This window comes from Streptococcus sp. 27098_8_69 (assembly GCF_041432445.1).
GTDB lineage: Bacteria > Bacillota > Bacilli > Lactobacillales > Streptococcaceae > Streptococcus.
Map to the genome: position 1 here is coordinate 21,269 of NZ_JAPVZO010000023.1, position 15,314 is coordinate 36,582.

Here is a 15,314-nt window from a genome sequence, read left to right on the forward strand (position 1 = left end):
TTCAAAAAGAAAACATAAACAGAAAGGAGGAGCGAAAAAGTAAGAACCAATTGCTAATTCGCTCCTTTTTACAGGTGAAAGAAATGACACTTGCAACCATTGATATTGGAGGGACTGGAATTAAGTTTGCCAGTCTCACTCCTGATGGAAAGATTTTAGATAAGACCAGCACACCAACTCCAGAGACTCTGGAAGAGTTGCTAGCTTGGTTGGACCAACGTTTGTCAGAACAAGACTATCGTGGGATTGCTATGAGTGTGCCAGGTGCAGTTAATCAAGAAACAGGAGTGATTGAGGGGATTAGCGCCATTCCTTACATCCATGGTTTTTCATGGTATGAGGCCCTTGCTCATTATAAGCTACCTGTCCATCTAGAAAATGATGCCAACTGCGTTGGACTCAGTGAATTGTTGGCTCATCCTGAGATTGAAAATGCAGCCTGTGTCGTGATTGGTACAGGAATCGGTGGAGCTATGATTATCAATGGCAAGCTTCACCGTGGTCGCCATGGTTTGGGTGGTGAGTTTGGTTACATGACAACCATCGAACCAGCAGAAAAACTCAACAATTGGTCGCAACTAGCATCAACAGGAAACATGGTTCGTTATGTGATTGAAAAATCAGATCAGTCAGACTGGGATGGCCGCAAGGTTTACCAAGAAGCGGCAGCCGGCAATGCTCTTTGCCAGGAAGCCATTGAGCGGATGAATCGTAATCTAGCTCAAGGGCTACTCAATATCCAGTATCTCATCGATCCAGATGTCATTAGTCTGGGAGGCTCTATCAGCCAGAACCCAGATTTTATCAAGGGTGTGCAAAAAGCAGTAGACGCCTTTGTGGAAAGATATGAAGAATATACAATCGCTCCAGTCATTCAAGCTTGCACCTATCACGCAGATGCCAATCTCTACGGTGCCCTTGTCAACTGGTTACAGGAGGAAAACCAATGGTAAGATTTACAGGACTTAGTCCCAAACAAGTCCAAACTATCGAAGTATTAAAAAATCACATTTCTCTACCAGATGTAGAAGTGGCAGTCGCTCAGTCTGACCAAGCTTCTATTTCTATCAAGGGTGAGGGTGGCCACTATCAATTGACATACCGCAAACCTCACCAACTTTACCGCGCTTTGTCTGTGCTCGCAACAGCTTTAGCAGAAGGGGACAAGGTAGAGATTGAGGAAAAAGCTGCTTACGAAGATTTGGCCTACATGGCGGACTGTTCGCGCAATGCCGTGATCAATGTCGCATCTGCAAAGCAGATGATTGAGGTCTTGGCTCTCATGGGCTACTCAAGCTTTGAGCTCTACATGGAAGACACCTATCAGATTGAAGGGCAACCATACTTTGGCTATTTCCGTGGAGCATACTCAGCTGAAGAGTTACAGGAAATTGAAGCCTACGCTCATCAGTTTGATATGACCTTTGTTCCATGTATCCAGACCTTGGCCCACTTATCAGCCTTTGTCAAATGGGGTGTCAAGGAAGTGCAGCAACTTCGTGATGTAGAGGACATTCTCCTCATCGGTGAGGAAAAAGTCTATGACCTGATTGACGGTATGTTTGCGACGTTATCTAAACTACAAACTCGCAAGGTCAATATCGGAATGGACGAAGCCCACTTGGTTGGTTTGGGACGTTATCTTATCCTGAACGGTGTGGTTGATCGTAGTCTCCTCATGTGCCAACACTTGGAGCGCGTGCTGGATATTGCAGACAAGTATGGTTTCCACTGCCAGATGTGGAGCGATATGTTCTTCAAACTCATGTCAGCAGACGGCCAGTACGACCGTGATGTGGAAATTCCAGAGGAAACACGAGTTTATCTAGACCGTCTCAAAGACCGTGTGACCTTGGTTTACTGGGATTATTATCAGGATAGCGAAGAAAAATACAATCGTAACTTCAGTAACCATCACAAGATTAGCCAGGATATCGCCTTTGCAGGTGGTGCTTGGAAGTGGATTGGCTTTACACCTCATAACCATTTCAGCCGTCTCATTGCTCTTGAAGCAAACAAAGCCTGCCGTGCCAATCAGATCAAAGAAGTCATTGTGACTGGTTGGGGAGATAATGGTGGTGAAACAGCCCAGTTATCAATTCTACCAAGCTTGCAAATCTGGGCAGAACTCAGCTATCGCAATGATTTAGAGCGTTTGTCAGATCACTTCAAGACCAATACAGGTTTATCTGTTGAGGACTTTATGCAGCTGGATCTTGCCAACCTCTTGCCTGATCTACCAGACAATCTCAGTGGTATCAATCCTAACCGTTATGTCTTTTATCAGGATGTTCTCTGCCCAATCCTTGACAAGCACATGACTCCTGAGCAGGACAAACCACACTTTGCCCAAGCAGCTGAGACTCTTGCTGAAATCAAAGAAAGAGCTGGAAACTATGCTTATCTCTTTGAAACTCAGGCTCAGTTGAACCAGATTTTAAGCAGTAAAGTGGATGTGGGCCGACGCATTCGTCAAGCCTATCAAGCAGGTGATAAAGAAAGCTTGCAACAGATTTCCAGAGAAGAATTGCCAAAACTCAGAAGCCAGATTGAATATTTCCATGCTCTCTTTAGCCACCAATGGTTGAAAGAAAACAAGGTCTTTGGCTTGGATACCGTAGACATCCGTATGGGAGGACTCTTGCAGCGGATCAAGCGAGCAGAAAGTCGTATCGAGGCTTATCTTGCTGGTCAAATTGACCGCATCGAAGAACTAGAAGTAGAGATTCTGCCATTTAACGACTTCTACGCAGATAAGGACTTCGCAGCCACAACAGCCAACCAATGGCATACTATTGCGACAGCATCCACTATTTATACAACCTAGAAATTTATCACAAATAGTTAAACATCTCCTTTTTAATACATGGAGATGTTTTTTGATTTGGAGATAGGGAAGGAGTATAATGAAGGTATAAGGATAGTGTGGAGGTTTGACCATGAGAAAACTACTACTAGTCCTAGGTGTGAGTGTGCTAGTTTTATCTGCTTGCCACAAGGCGACTGAAGATAGCGTAACTAATCCATCAACACCGAGGGAGCAAGAAACCAAGGAAGTAACCAACTATTTTCATTACCTAGCGGCCTCCTATCAAAAGGCTCTTTCCCACGAAAAAGAAGCCAAGGATACAGCTGTTCAATCACCTATGGCTGCTACGGCTGTAGCCATGGAAGAGCTCCAGCTATCTAATCCGACTGATCAGGCCTTGATTATGAAGAACTACTCGGATTTTCAAAAGCTAATCCAATACAAGATCGAAAAGTGGCAGGAAGAGTTTGCAAGTTGGGCTTCTTCTATGGGGAAGTCCTATTATAGACTAGAGCATAGAAACTTTGACGAAAAAAATGAACTCATCAAAAAACTAGAAACAACAACGGTTTCTCAGAAAAGAGTCAGATGGAATATTTTCGGGATATCCAGTGACAACGCCTATGATTACTTGGTTTTGGATGCCTACTATGACAATCAGGACAAACATTTCTACTTATTTACACTGAAAGATGGGCAAGCACAGGTCTTGCATACCGATAAGACGCTAGAAACTATCAATACTGCAAACTTTGAAGAGACTGAAAACACAGATTTAGCACAAGGCTTTAAGGAGTTTCTATTAAAAACGAGTGTCACTACAGAGAATGAGCCCGATATAGACAATAGTTCTCTAACAGACAATATAAAAATAGCCATGGAATCCTACTCGGATAGTAGAGGTGAAAGATTTAAGTCGACTAGCCTAGCAACATACGGTCGTTATTATGGGCTTGCAGTTCCGGATCAGATGATGCAATTTGGACAAGTCGATGGAGTCAAATATACTTTTAAATGGCATGGTTATACTGCTGGTGTTGGAGAAAAACGCTTTGAAATCTTGGCCTGTTATGTGAATGAAGCGGGGACAGAAGTGATTCTTTTTGGCTACATGGATGGTCGCCCTACTATTTTACATACTGAGGGGCAACCGGAGATTGATAAAAGTGAAGCAGGTGCTATTATAGATGCTCGGGTTCATTTTGTTGAATTTCACCAACCGATTTTAGAACAAGTTTTCAAGTAATAAATATGGGCAACACCTCTTGCAAGCAAGACGTTTCTCGTGAAACATCCTTCTTATATAAAAAATTCTCCACATAAAATAATTTGTGGAGTTTTTTCTATAATTAGTAGTTTAAACTATCCTAAAAATAAGAGTATACTATTTTTGTAAACGTTATCAAAACTAAAAATTGTGAGATTATTAAGTTTTAGAAAAATAAAAAGGGAGGAAATTATGAACAAGTTTTCAAAAACCTTGAGAGATAACTGGATTTTTCTCTTAATGGTTTTACCAGGGACACTTTGGTTGATTCTATTCTTCTACATCCCAGTATTTGGAAATGTGGTTGCCTTCAAAGACTACCATATGACTGGTGAAGGATTCATCCACAGTATTATAAATAGTAAATGGGTTGGACTAGATAACTTTAAATTCTTGTTTAGTTCGAAAGATGCCTTTGTCATCACTCGAAACACTGTGCTTTACAACCTTGGATTTATTTTTATCGGTTTGGTTGTGTCAGTTGGTATCGCCATAATCCTTAGTGAACTTCGCTCTAAGCAAATGGTTAAAATCTACCAAACATCTATGTTATTCCCTTACTTCTTATCTTGGGTTATCATCAGTTTCTTTACAGATGCTTTCCTAAATATCGATAAAGGGCTTATTAACCACACCTTGGAAGCTCTTGGCATAAAGGGGATTAACTTCTACGCTGACATCAGTATCTGGCCTTATCTTCTCCTCTTCCTAGGTATCTGGAAAGGGTTTGGATATAGTAGTGTTATGTATTACGCAACCATCATGGGGATTGATCCAACTTACTACGAAGCAGCGACAGTGGACGGTGCTAGCAAATGGCAACGTATCCGCAACGTAACGATTCCTCAGTTGACACCACTTGTGACAGTATTGACCATCCTTGCAGTCGGAAACATCTTCCGTGCAGACTTCGGTCTCTTCTATCAAATCCCTCACAACGCTGGTCAGCTCTATAGCGTAACAAACGTATTGGACGTCTATGTCTTTAACGGTTTGACTCAGACAGCAGATATCGGTATGGCTTCAGCGGCAGGTCTCTACCAGTCAGTCGTTGGTTTGATTTTGGTTATCCTATCAAACTTACTAGCACGACGTGTAGATCCTAACTCAGCCCTATTCTAGAAAGGAGGAGCATATGGCAAAAAAAATTCAAAAAGAAAAAATTGATAATGTTGGCATACACTCCTTCAGCAAGAAAGCAGATATCTTCTTTAGTATCATATCTGGTTTGCTGGCCTTCTCTTGTATCTTGCCTTTTATCTTTGTCATCATTATCTCAGTTACAGATGAGAAGAGTATTGTTCAATATGGATATAGCTTCTTCCCATCACAATTTGGATTAGATGGTTTTGAGTTTTTGGCTCAGTTCAAAGATAAGATTTTACAAGCGCTCTTTATCTCAGTGTTTGTGACAGTTGTCGGTACATTGACAAACGTCTTTATCACTACAACTTACGCTTATGCCATCTCACGTTCAACATTTAAGTATCGTAAATTCTTTACAATCTTCGCTTTGCTTAGTATGTTGTTCAATGCTGGTTTGGTACCAGGTTATATCGTGGTAACTCAGTTGCTTCACCTTGGTGATACCATTTGGGCCTTGATTGTTCCAATGCTTCTATCACCATTCAACATCATGTTGATGCGTTCCTTCTTCAAGAAGACTATCCCAGAAGCAATCCTCGAATCAGCTCGTATCGATGGAGCTAGTGAAGCTCGAATCTTCTTCCAAATCTGTTTACCGCTCTCACTACCAGGTATCGCAACGATTACACTATTGACAGCGCTTGGATTCTGGAATGACTGGTTTAACGCCCTTCTTTACATCAAGAGTGATAACTTGTATCCATTGCAATATTTGCTCATGCAAATCCAAAACAACATGGATTACATTGCTAAGTCAGTTGGTATGTCAGGACAACTTGCAGTTGCCCTACCAAAAGAAACAGGTCGTATGGCCATGGTTGTAGTTGCGACTGTTCCGATTGCGATCCTCTACCCATTCTTCCAACGCTACTTTGTAAAAGGTTTGACTATCGGTGGTGTTAAAGAATAAGGAAGTCTAAGAAATAATGTTTCTTCCCTAACGCTGATTTTTCTGGCAAAGGAAAATCAACAATCTCAATTTGTTAATAACTTTAAAAATAAAAAAAGGAGTTTTTATAATGAAAAACTGGAAAAAATATGCTTTTGCATCTGCTAGCCTTGTCGCTTTAGCTGCTAGCCTTGCAGCTTGTGGAAACCTTAAAGGAAACAACCAAAAAGCTGCTGACTCAGCTTCAGGTGATAAAACTGTTATCAAAATGTACCAAATCGGTGACAAACCAGATAACTTGGATGAATTGCTAGAAAATGCAAACAAAATCATCGGAGAAAAAGTTGGTGCTAAATTGGATATCCAATACCTTGGTTGGGGTGACTACGGTAAGAAAATGTCAGTTATCACTTCATCAGGTGAAAACTATGATATCGCATTTGCAGATAACTACGTAGTAAACGCTCAAAAGGGTGCTTATGCTGACTTGACAGAATTGTACAAGAAAGAAGGAGCTGATCTTTACAAAGCGCTTGACCCAGCTTACATCAAAGGTAACACTGTAAACGGTAAGATTTATTCTGTTCCAGTTGCAGCCAACGTTGCATCTTCACAAAACTTTGCCTTCAACGGCCCACTTCTTGAAAAATATGGAATCGATATCTCAGGTGTAACTTCATACGAAACACTTGAACCAGTATTGAAACAAATCAAAGAAAAAGCTCCAGATGTAATGCCATTTGCTGTTGGTAAAAACTTTATCCCATCAGAAAACTTTGACTACCCAGTTGCAAACGGACTTCCATTCGTCATCGACCTTGAAGGCGACACTACTAAGATCGTAAACCGTTACGAAGTTCCTCGTTTCGTAGAACACTTGAAGACTCTTCACAAATTCTATGAAGCAGGATACATTCCAAAAGACGTAGCAACTAGCGATACTTCATATGACCTTACTCAAGATACTTGGTTTGTTCGCGAAGAGACAGTAGGACCAGCTGACTACGGTAGCAGCTTGCTTTCTCGTGTTGCTAACAGAGACATCCAAATCAAACCATTTACTAACTTCATCAAGAAAAACCAAACAACTCAAGTTGCAAACTTTGTAATCTCAAACAACTCTAAGAACAAAGAAAAAGCAATGGAAGTGTTGAACCTCTTGAACACTAACCCAGAACTCTTGAACGGACTTGTTTATGGACCAGAAGGCAAGAACTGGGAAAAAGTTGAAGGTAAAGAAAACCGTGTTCGTGTCCTTGATGGATACAAAGGAAACACTCACATGTCAGGATGGAACACTGGTAACAACTGGATCCTTTACATCAACGAAAACGTTACAGATGAGCAAATCGCACAATCTAAGAAAGACTTGGAAACTGCAAAAGAATCTCCAGCTCTTGGATTCATCTTTAACACTGACAGCGTGAAATCTGAAATTTCAGCTATCACTAACACTATGCAACAATTCGATACAGCTATCAACACTGGTACTGTAGACCCAGAAAAAGCTATTCCAGAATTGATGGAAAAATTGAAATCTGAAGGTGCTTACCAAAAAGTATTGGATGAAATGCAAAAACAATACGACGAATTCTTGAAAAGCAAATAATCGCAAGAACAATTGATTTCGTGTATTCATTCCTAAAAATTGCAATCACTGCCTTGTCTGGTTTTTCCAGATGAGGTGGTGATTCTTTTTTTAGCATTTGCATATAATTATCTGCATTTTGTTCAGAGTTTTGCTCTTACATTTAACATAGGTTATAGTCATATGAAAAAATATCATCCATTCTTTAAAATAAGTGCAATCTTATCCTACCTATTTTTCGTATATGACCTTTCTCAGTTGACGCTTATGATCCAAAATTACTGGCAATTTTCTTCTCAAATTGGTAATTTTTTCTGGATTCGAAATCTTATCAGTCTTGCCTTTATTGGCATTATGATAGGTATTTTAGTCAAGACAGGACATGGATATCTTTTTGTTATTCCAAAGAAAAAATGGCTGTGGTATACAGTTTTGACGATTCTCGTAGCTGTGCTTTATATAACGTTTAATTTCCAAACGGCTAGACATGTTCAGTCAACTTATGAAGGGTGGGCTGTGTTGATTGGCTATAGTGAGACAAATTTTGCTGAGTTGGGTCTCTACTTGACCTTATTTTTTCTAGGGCCTCTGATGGAAGAGTTGATATATAGGGGCTTGTTCCAACATGCCTTCTTTAAAGATTCGAAATTTGGGCTTGACCTGATTCTTCCTTCGGTTTTATTTGCTCTTCCTCACTTTACAAGTTTTCCCAGTGTACTAGATATTCTTGTTTTTGCGACATTTGGAATCTTTTATGCGGGTCTAACTCGCTATACCAAGAGTATCTATCCCGGTTATATCGTTCATATTATTAATAATATCGTAGCTACATTGCCGTTTTTGGTAACCTTTCTTCATCGAATATTTAGCTGAAACAAGATCTGAAACTGGGTCTTGTTTTCAATTTTCAGTCAAATAAATTGCATTCGCTTTCTTGAGGGAGTATACTGGTATAGTTGAATGAAAAATTCTGATAATTTAATCTTAGAAAAGAGAATCAATCTTATGTCAAAAGATATTCGAGTTTTACTTTACTATAAATATGTCCCAATAGAGAACGCAGAACAATTTGCGGCTGACCACTTGGCTTTCTGTAAATCAATCGGCCTCAAAGGTCGTATCCTAGTGGCTGACGAAGGGATCAACGGAACCGTTTCTGGTGACTACGAAACAACCCAAAAATATATGGACTACGTTCACAGCCTTCCAGGTATGGAAGACCTCTGGTTCAAGATTGACGAAGAAAGTGAGCAAGCCTTCAAGAAGATGTTTGTTCGCTACAAAAAGGAAATCGTCCACCTTGGTTTAGAGGATGATAACTTTGATAACGACATCAATCCTCTTGAAACAACAGGTGCGTACTTGTCTCCAAAAGAATTTAAAGAAGCCCTTCTTGACGAAGATACAGTTGTCCTTGATACTCGTAATGACTATGAGTACGACCTTGGACACTTCCGTGGTGCTATTCGTCCAGACATCCGCAACTTCCGTGAGTTGCCACAATGGGTCCGTGATAACAAGGAAAAATTCATGGACAAACGTGTCGTAGTTTACTGTACTGGTGGAGTCCGTTGTGAGAAATTCTCAGGTTGGATGGTCCGTGAAGGCTACAAAGATGTCGGTCAATTACACGGCGGAATTGCCACTTATGGTAAAGATCCAGAGATTCAAGGAGAACTTTGGGATGGGAAAATGTATGTCTTTGACGAGCGTATTGCAGTCGATGTCAACCATGTCAATCCAACTATCGTCGGAAAAGATTGGTTTGATGGAACACCATGTGAACGCTATGTCAACTGTGGAAATCCATTCTGTAACCGTCGTATCTTGACATCAGAAGACAACGAAGACAAATATCTCCGTGGTTGCTCACATGAGTGTCGTGTCCACCCACGCAATCGCTATGTTTTAGAGCATGAATTGACACAAGAACAAGTCATCGAACGTTTAGCAGCGATTGGCGAGAACTTAGATCATTCTGAAGTTGTATAAAAGTAGGACAGTCCTGACGGGCTGTTTTTCTATGCTTTTGACCAAAAAATCTTAAATTTGTTTCTGCATCTTTCAGGAAAATGGTGTATACTATATGTAAACGATTTCAAAGGAGACCATTTATGGTGAAAACATTTTTTATTCCAAATAAACAAAGTATTTTAGGACAACAGGAGATTTTAACAGCTAAGTCAGTCTTGGCCTTGGTAGATGGCTTAGAGTCACATAGTTATGATGCAGTCTACCTCCGTCAACCTCTTAATCGCCTCGAGTATATCGAGTGTGCTGTTGTGGGAAAATCTCAGTTTCTCTTTAAAGTTCGCTACCTTGACTCTCAAAACGGCTATCAAGTGATCATTCCTGACTTAATTACAAGAGATGACTGGGAGATTGTAGAAGGACTCTTGCAGGCTTTGTCTAGCAAGGTTGGTGAAGTAGTTGAAGGCTTGGCAGACTTTGATTTGGAAAACTATTTCCAAGAAACTGTTAAAAACTATTTAGCTGATAAGGCTGCTAGCCTATATTTTTGCCAAGGAATTCTATCAACTATTTACTTTGATAAGAAGGATTTAGAAAGTTTCCTAGAAGAAGATGGACTGGCACGTTTTGAAGAATTAGTTAAGAGGGTTCAAGAGTCAGATGCTTATCCTGCAAGTGCTAAATTCTATCCAGATGGTGAGGGTAAGGTTCATGGTATCTACCACCTGGCTCAAGGAGTAAAGACTATTTTGCCCAAAGGTCCTGTTGTTCCTGTGCCTTATGTTGAGCAGTTGGCTGGTAAGGATCTTGTCTGGGAGATTGACCTGGTGAAAATCTCTGGAGATGGTTCTAAGCCTGAAGACTATGAAGCAGTAGCTAGACTGGATTACCAAGTCTTTTTAGAAGCTCTTCCAAAGGAACTTTGTCAGGATTTGGACGCTAACCAAATAGAGGTAGGACCAGTTTCAGGAGAGGATTTTGAAGTCTTAGCAAATAGATAAATAAGGAATCTGTGACAAAAGTTTCTATAAAGTTAAAAAGCGGACAAGATTAGTTTTCTGATTATCAGAATTCTGTCTTGTTCGCTTTTTTATTTCTAAAATTTTATAGTAATGATCCTCTAAAGCTAATATCTTTCTATCTCGCTACCTTTATCTTACATAAAAGCTAGGACTCGGAGATAGTCAGAAACCAGTGCCATTTCTGCTAGGAAAAAGAGAAATAGGACGCTTCCGTTGACGAGGACAGCCAAGAGCAGGCGATAGAAGGGATCAGTTTGGCTATCTTTACTTGGTCTTGAGATGGTATAGAGGTTGGCAAGAAGTACCAGACCAATGCTAATGAGGCAGAGAAGAGCCGCAAAGCGTAGACTATTAAAGAAGGCAAAGAAACTGGCAATACCTGTGAGCAGGAGAGGAAGGGCGAAGAGTCTGCTGTACTCTTGCAAGGATTTTTCCAGCGTCCAGTCATTGTCCTGATTGACAAAACGTTTAACTACAAATCCACCCATAAGGATAGAAAAGAAGAATAAACTTGTCGCTACCAAGATGGAGAAGATAGAAAAGAGATTCAGTGAAGGGAACTGCTCGCTGACATGAGAGTTGATAGCCGCCATATGGCCGTAGTAGTTATGCTTGATGTGATAAATCGCACAGAAGAAACTAAGAGCAGAAAAGATAGTCAGCAGGGCAAAGGCATTATAACTATGTTTTTTATCTGTATCAATGCTTGTTGTCGGTTCTTTAAGGGCACCTTGTAGCCAAAACCAAAGATCAGCCAGTTCTTCTTTGAATACTGCGAATAGTGCTGTTTTGGCAGATGTAGAATCTGGTAAAAACGGACTTTCCAAAGATTTGCTAGGCTGAGAAGCTTCTTTAACAGGTTCTTCTGACTGGTCTGTTTTTGTTGCAAGTTCTTCTTCAGCCTCTACTTTTTCTAGATCAGCATCCTGTTCTTCTGGTTTGTCTTGAGGATTTTCCTCAACTACTGGCGCCTCTTCTCTTGTCTCTGAATCTTCTTCAAGGAGAACTGAGTCGGATGGGCTATCTTTTTTATCATTGTTGGCTGTTTTTTCGAAATCAGCACTTTCAAACCATTCTTGAGTCATAATAGACCTCCCTTTTTTGATTAATTTTTGAGTAGTAACTACTAGTTGTCTTTATTCATGATTTCTATAAGAAAGCAAGCGATCTTATTATGGGAAATAGATATTTTGATTAGATTTTGCGACGAGGAGATCTTGCGTATCTTTTTTTTCTGTTTTGTAAGGGTTAGCTAATGCTTCACCTTTACTACCTCCCGTAGGTATGTCACGTCTGTCTCGATGCCAACGATAGATATCACCATGTTCAGCAGAAAACTCAACATTGATTCGATCAAGTTCCTTTTGAGATAACTCGAGTGAGATATCTTTTCTCGCCTCGAATTCCACTCGACCATGCACTTGGATATCGTCTGCCTTGATATGTTCATGATCTGCTTGGATGCGGCTATCTGTTAGACTGGTTTCAAATACATTGACAATTCCAACTGTGGTTATTTGGCTATTTTTAATCTCGCTATCAGTGATACGAAGGAGATATCCATTTGACAGAATCTTGGCATTGCTGAGTTTTGCATTAGCAATTGAAAGGATACGATGGTTTACCTGGGCAGTTAGATTTTTTAAGTCTTTTCCTCTTGGTAATGAGAGAACAACTTCATCATTGCGACTAGAAATTCCGCTTGCGATATAGAGAATACCCTCGATACTAGAACCTATAGAGCGACGTGTAGTTGACTTGGTGTCAGTTATTTCAAGACTTTTCTCTTTGATAGAGTGTTGAAGATTTTCTTTTTCAGAGATGGTTGGATGATACTGGATGTGAATCTTATCATCGCTTGACTCCGTAATGACGAGCGAATGTTCTGTTAGTGAAATGTTTAGATTTTCAATATCTTGATCAAAAACGAGTTCTTCCATTCGACTTTCAAATACTGGATTTTGAGACATTGCAAGGAGGCTTCTGACACCATCTGTTTGGATGCCGATGATCATCATGGAAAAACCAATGATACTAGTAACAACACCAAAGATAAGAAATCCTTTTGTCCATTTACGCATGTCTTTCACCTCTCTTTCCTCTATTAAGAATCCATTGGATAAGTCGAAGGACTAGTAATCCAAAGAAACGGGTCACATAGGAAGTTGCTAGCAAGACTAGGGATGAAGCTCCGATAGCTAGTAAACCTCCACCAAAAATCAGAATAAAAGCAGATGTCGATTCAGCCAGAACGTAGAAGCTTTCAAATAGGAGAACGCCTCCTAGGATTAGTCCAGCTACTGATACAGCAAAGAAGGCTATAAGTACGCTGACAGCGGCGATAAAAATGCCGATGATAGACATGAGAAGAGCAATTCCGACTGGAATTCCGATAGGAGCTGCAAGAAGGGCTAGAAGAGCGATGCGTAAAATATAGCGGTCGTTCTTGCTGGAATTTTCTTCGTTGATTTTCTTATCAAGAAGTGTAGTCAGGATGTCATGGGCAGCTTCTTTTGGACTTCCTAGGCTAGCGATAAGCTCCTCCTCACCTTCTGGACCCGCATCATCAAAGAGTTCTTTGAAGTAATCCATGGCTTCAATGCGATCAGATTGAGGAAGCTTCATCAGATAGGCTTCAAGCTGATTCAAATATTCAGTTCTTGTCATGGCGAATGCTCCCTTCTATGATGCCATTGATAGTGTCAGTGTAGAGTGTCCATTCTTCTCGAAGGACAAAGAGTTGCTCCTCTCCAATTTCTGTCAAGGAGTAGTACTTGCGCATCCGACCTTGGTATTCGCGAGAGTATGTAGTCAGATAGCGGTTGGTATCCAGTTTTTTCAAGATGGGGTAGAGGGTAGATTCCTTGATTTTGGCAATGAGTTTAATGGTTTGGCTAATCTCATAACCATAGGAATCCCCTTGTTCTAGAATGGCCAAGATGAGAAATTCAATCAAGGCCGATGATGTTGGAAAATACATGGGGCACCTCCTTTTTTAGTATGTAAAAATTTTATATATAATTATTCTACACATACATCATACATCTATTTGTAAGCCCTGTCAAGTAATATGTGTAAAAATTTTATATATAAAAAATCTTCTAGTGAAAACTAGAAGATTAGAGGATTTTCTGAGAAGTTTATCTGAATTTTATCATAGATTTTGTATAATCAATATTTTCATCCAATAGTTTTAATAAAGGAGTTACATACTCAGGATTCGGAAACTTGGGACCGAAAATGACTTCACCGATTTGAATTGAATTTTTTCGTTCTACATAAAGTTTACCTACTCCAGAGGTTTTATCAATTTTGATTTTCTTATTGCTTGGGTCTAGGTTTGCATAGCGTAAGATGCGAAGCTCGTTTTCATATTTATAATCTACCGATTTAAATAAATAGCGAATCTCTTCTATGCACTCAGCAATAGCATTTTGATAGATTTCCTCCGTGATTTTTGAACCAGTATCTAGTTTTTCTTTTAAACGATTCAATAAGCTTTCTAAATCTTTTATTTCGGACCTATCAAATAGTTCGGTCTGTTCAAGTTCTATATTTTCATGTATATTTTTAACATAGGCAATTCGGTAGAGATAATCTACACTTTCTTTTGAAGTACTACCTTTTTCTTCAAGATTCGGTTCAGTTCCTTCGTCATTAACTGTATCGACTGAATTTTCACTTTCACTTCGAAAGATAGATTTTTCAGAATCACTATTTAATTCAGATTTCATTAAATACATCTTATCAGCAAATTCTAAGAAGTTTTTTTCTTGACGCCAAGAAACATCATTGAAGGAAGTAAATCTTGAAAAATCATCTTCGCGAAGTACTAGACAAACACCTTTAGCGTCATCACCATACTGGGACCACATGGCTAGGTCATCTATTTTACTAGTAAAACTCATTAAAAACCAGGAGCTTGGTTCCAAAACATCTCGTCTATCTAAGCCCAATATCTGTTCGATGACGATTCCTTCCTCAGGATCATTCATATAATTAGCATTATACAAGCGAGTTTTCCCGGAGACTGAAAAATTACCTTTCTTCTTTTTATTCTCCTCTTGATCTAACATAATTTGGAGAGTGCTTCCCTTGGTGTAATGGCCGAAGTTAAGCACCTGATTTTTATCCTCGTCTTTTAATCCCAGTTGATACTTGATTTTCTGAACAAGTTGATAAATTGATAGCAAGTTATTTAGTTCAATCGAGTCTTCTTTATAACAATCTGCCCATTTTTGTAAGATAGCATATTTAGTATTCTTTAAAAGACCTTCCCTTAGGATAAAGTTGAATAGTTTATAAACATCACTGTCACAAACATTATCATCACGAGAAAATAGATCATCAAAATTTTGTAACATAAAGTTGGAGAATTGTCCATAGAGCTTTTTAATTATCTTTGTGGTTTTAAGACGTTCATCTAACTCCGTTTGATGATTAAATAAGCTTGCTAATAATATACTATAGCTGAAAACAATTTCTTCGGATTTTGGAAATTTTCGCTGTAATTTCTCTAATTTTTCGACAATAGCCTTCCGTTCTTTCAACTTAGTTTGCTTGGTTGATAAAACGAACAAAATACTAGCAAATGCTTCTCCTATATCATGTGATTCCTGGAA

General features: G+C 39.5%; 14 protein-coding genes. 9 read left to right on the forward strand and 5 right to left on the reverse strand.

What is annotated here, in order from left to right:
* Positions 1 to 83: 83 nt before the first annotated feature.
* From O3658_RS08290 to O3658_RS08330, 9 genes are all read left to right on the forward strand, one after another.
* Complete coding sequence (locus tag O3658_RS08290; RefSeq protein WP_311522891.1) at positions 84 to 953, forward strand: ROK family protein; 870 nt, start codon at positions 84 to 86, stop codon at positions 951 to 953.
* Positions 947 to 2,827: a beta-N-acetylhexosaminidase gene (locus O3658_RS08295; RefSeq protein WP_311522889.1), complete on the forward strand. Its 1,881-nt coding sequence runs from the start codon at positions 947 to 949 to the stop codon at positions 2,825 to 2,827. Before O3658_RS08290 ends, O3658_RS08295 begins: the two co-directional genes overlap by 7 nt.
* A 112-nt stretch (positions 2,828 to 2,939) precedes the next feature.
* Positions 2,940 to 4,055, forward strand: coding sequence for a DUF4767 domain-containing protein (locus tag O3658_RS08300; protein ID WP_371560756.1), 1,116 nt, complete (start codon positions 2,940 to 2,942; stop codon positions 4,053 to 4,055).
* A gap of 213 nt (positions 4,056 to 4,268) precedes the next feature.
* Positions 4,269 to 5,198: an ABC transporter permease gene (locus O3658_RS08305; RefSeq protein ID WP_371560758.1), complete on the forward strand. Its 930-nt coding sequence runs from the start codon at positions 4,269 to 4,271 to the stop codon at positions 5,196 to 5,198.
* A 13-nt stretch (positions 5,199 to 5,211) separates the two neighbouring features.
* Positions 5,212 to 6,132: a carbohydrate ABC transporter permease gene (locus tag O3658_RS08310; protein WP_006149055.1), complete on the forward strand. Its 921-nt coding sequence runs from the start codon at positions 5,212 to 5,214 to the stop codon at positions 6,130 to 6,132.
* 109 nt (positions 6,133 to 6,241) lie between these two features.
* Positions 6,242 to 7,720, forward strand: a complete 1,479-nt coding sequence (locus tag O3658_RS08315; protein WP_371560760.1) for an ABC transporter substrate-binding protein — start codon at positions 6,242 to 6,244, stop codon at positions 7,718 to 7,720.
* Between the two features lie 162 nt (positions 7,721 to 7,882).
* On the forward strand, positions 7,883 to 8,572 hold the full coding sequence (locus O3658_RS08320; RefSeq protein ID WP_371560762.1) for a lysostaphin resistance A-like protein: 690 nt from the start codon (positions 7,883 to 7,885) through the stop codon (positions 8,570 to 8,572).
* Positions 8,573 to 8,704: 132 nt separating this feature from the next.
* Positions 8,705 to 9,691 carry a rhodanese-related sulfurtransferase gene (locus tag O3658_RS08325; RefSeq protein ID WP_371560764.1) on the forward strand — a complete coding sequence of 329 codons (987 nt, stop codon included), beginning with the start codon at positions 8,705 to 8,707 and terminating at the stop codon, positions 9,689 to 9,691.
* 122 nt (positions 9,692 to 9,813) lie between these two features.
* Positions 9,814 to 10,671 (forward strand): DUF4299 family protein, encoded by an 858-nt coding sequence (locus tag O3658_RS08330; protein WP_371560766.1) that lies wholly within the window; start codon positions 9,814 to 9,816, stop codon positions 10,669 to 10,671.
* A gap of 155 nt (positions 10,672 to 10,826) precedes the next feature.
* On the opposite strand, the gene O3658_RS08335 is transcribed toward O3658_RS08330, so the two are convergent.
* The 5 genes from O3658_RS08335 to O3658_RS08355 all read right to left on the reverse strand — a co-directional run.
* Positions 10,827 to 11,777, reverse strand: coding sequence for a DUF6574 domain-containing protein (locus O3658_RS08335; protein ID WP_371560768.1), 951 nt, complete (start codon positions 11,775 to 11,777; stop codon positions 10,827 to 10,829).
* Positions 11,778 to 11,864: 87 nt separating this feature from the next.
* On the reverse strand, positions 11,865 to 12,773 hold the full coding sequence (locus O3658_RS08340; protein WP_371560770.1) for a DUF4097 family beta strand repeat-containing protein: 909 nt from the start codon (positions 12,771 to 12,773) through the stop codon (positions 11,865 to 11,867).
* Positions 12,766 to 13,359: a DUF1700 domain-containing protein gene (locus O3658_RS08345; RefSeq protein ID WP_371560772.1), complete on the reverse strand. Its 594-nt coding sequence runs from the start codon at positions 13,357 to 13,359 to the stop codon at positions 12,766 to 12,768. The genes O3658_RS08340 and O3658_RS08345 overlap by 8 nt, the downstream gene beginning before the upstream one ends.
* The gene (locus tag O3658_RS08350; RefSeq protein WP_000273853.1) at positions 13,346 to 13,672 is read right to left on the reverse strand and encodes a PadR family transcriptional regulator; all 327 of its coding nucleotides are present in this window, start codon (positions 13,670 to 13,672) and stop codon (positions 13,346 to 13,348) included. Before O3658_RS08350 ends, O3658_RS08345 begins: the two co-directional genes overlap by 14 nt.
* Positions 13,673 to 13,832: 160 nt before the next feature.
* The coding region (locus O3658_RS08355) for a DUF2971 domain-containing protein (protein WP_371560774.1) at positions 13,833 to 15,314 on the reverse strand (1,482 nt) is incomplete at its 5' end.

Excerpts from the sequence above, each read along its gene's own strand:
- O3658_RS08320 (WP_371560762.1), top strand. The coding sequence starts at position 7,883 with ATGAAAAAATATCATCCATTCTTTAAAATAAGTGCAATCTTATCCTAC.
- O3658_RS08335 (WP_371560768.1), bottom strand. The coding sequence starts at position 11,777 with ATGACTCAAGAATGGTTTGAAAGTGCTGATTTCGAAAAAACAGCCAAC.
- O3658_RS08350 (WP_000273853.1), bottom strand. The coding sequence starts at position 13,672 with ATGTATTTTCCAACATCATCGGCCTTGATTGAATTTCTCATCTTGGCC.
- O3658_RS08340 (WP_371560770.1), bottom strand. The coding sequence starts at position 12,773 with ATGCGTAAATGGACAAAAGGATTTCTTATCTTTGGTGTTGTTACTAGT.
- O3658_RS08295 (WP_311522889.1), top strand. The coding sequence starts at position 947 with ATGGTAAGATTTACAGGACTTAGTCCCAAACAAGTCCAAACTATCGAA.
- O3658_RS08310 (WP_006149055.1), top strand. The coding sequence starts at position 5,212 with ATGGCAAAAAAAATTCAAAAAGAAAAAATTGATAATGTTGGCATACAC.
- O3658_RS08345 (WP_371560772.1), bottom strand. The coding sequence starts at position 13,359 with ATGACAAGAACTGAATATTTGAATCAGCTTGAAGCCTATCTGATGAAG.
- O3658_RS08315 (WP_371560760.1), top strand. The coding sequence starts at position 6,242 with ATGAAAAACTGGAAAAAATATGCTTTTGCATCTGCTAGCCTTGTCGCT.
- O3658_RS08290 (WP_311522891.1), top strand. The coding sequence starts at position 84 with ATGACACTTGCAACCATTGATATTGGAGGGACTGGAATTAAGTTTGCC.
- O3658_RS08325 (WP_371560764.1), top strand. The coding sequence starts at position 8,705 with ATGTCAAAAGATATTCGAGTTTTACTTTACTATAAATATGTCCCAATA.
- O3658_RS08330 (WP_371560766.1), top strand. The coding sequence starts at position 9,814 with ATGGTGAAAACATTTTTTATTCCAAATAAACAAAGTATTTTAGGACAA.
- O3658_RS08305 (WP_371560758.1), top strand. The coding sequence starts at position 4,269 with ATGAACAAGTTTTCAAAAACCTTGAGAGATAACTGGATTTTTCTCTTA.
- O3658_RS08300 (WP_371560756.1), top strand. The coding sequence starts at position 2,940 with ATGAGAAAACTACTACTAGTCCTAGGTGTGAGTGTGCTAGTTTTATCT.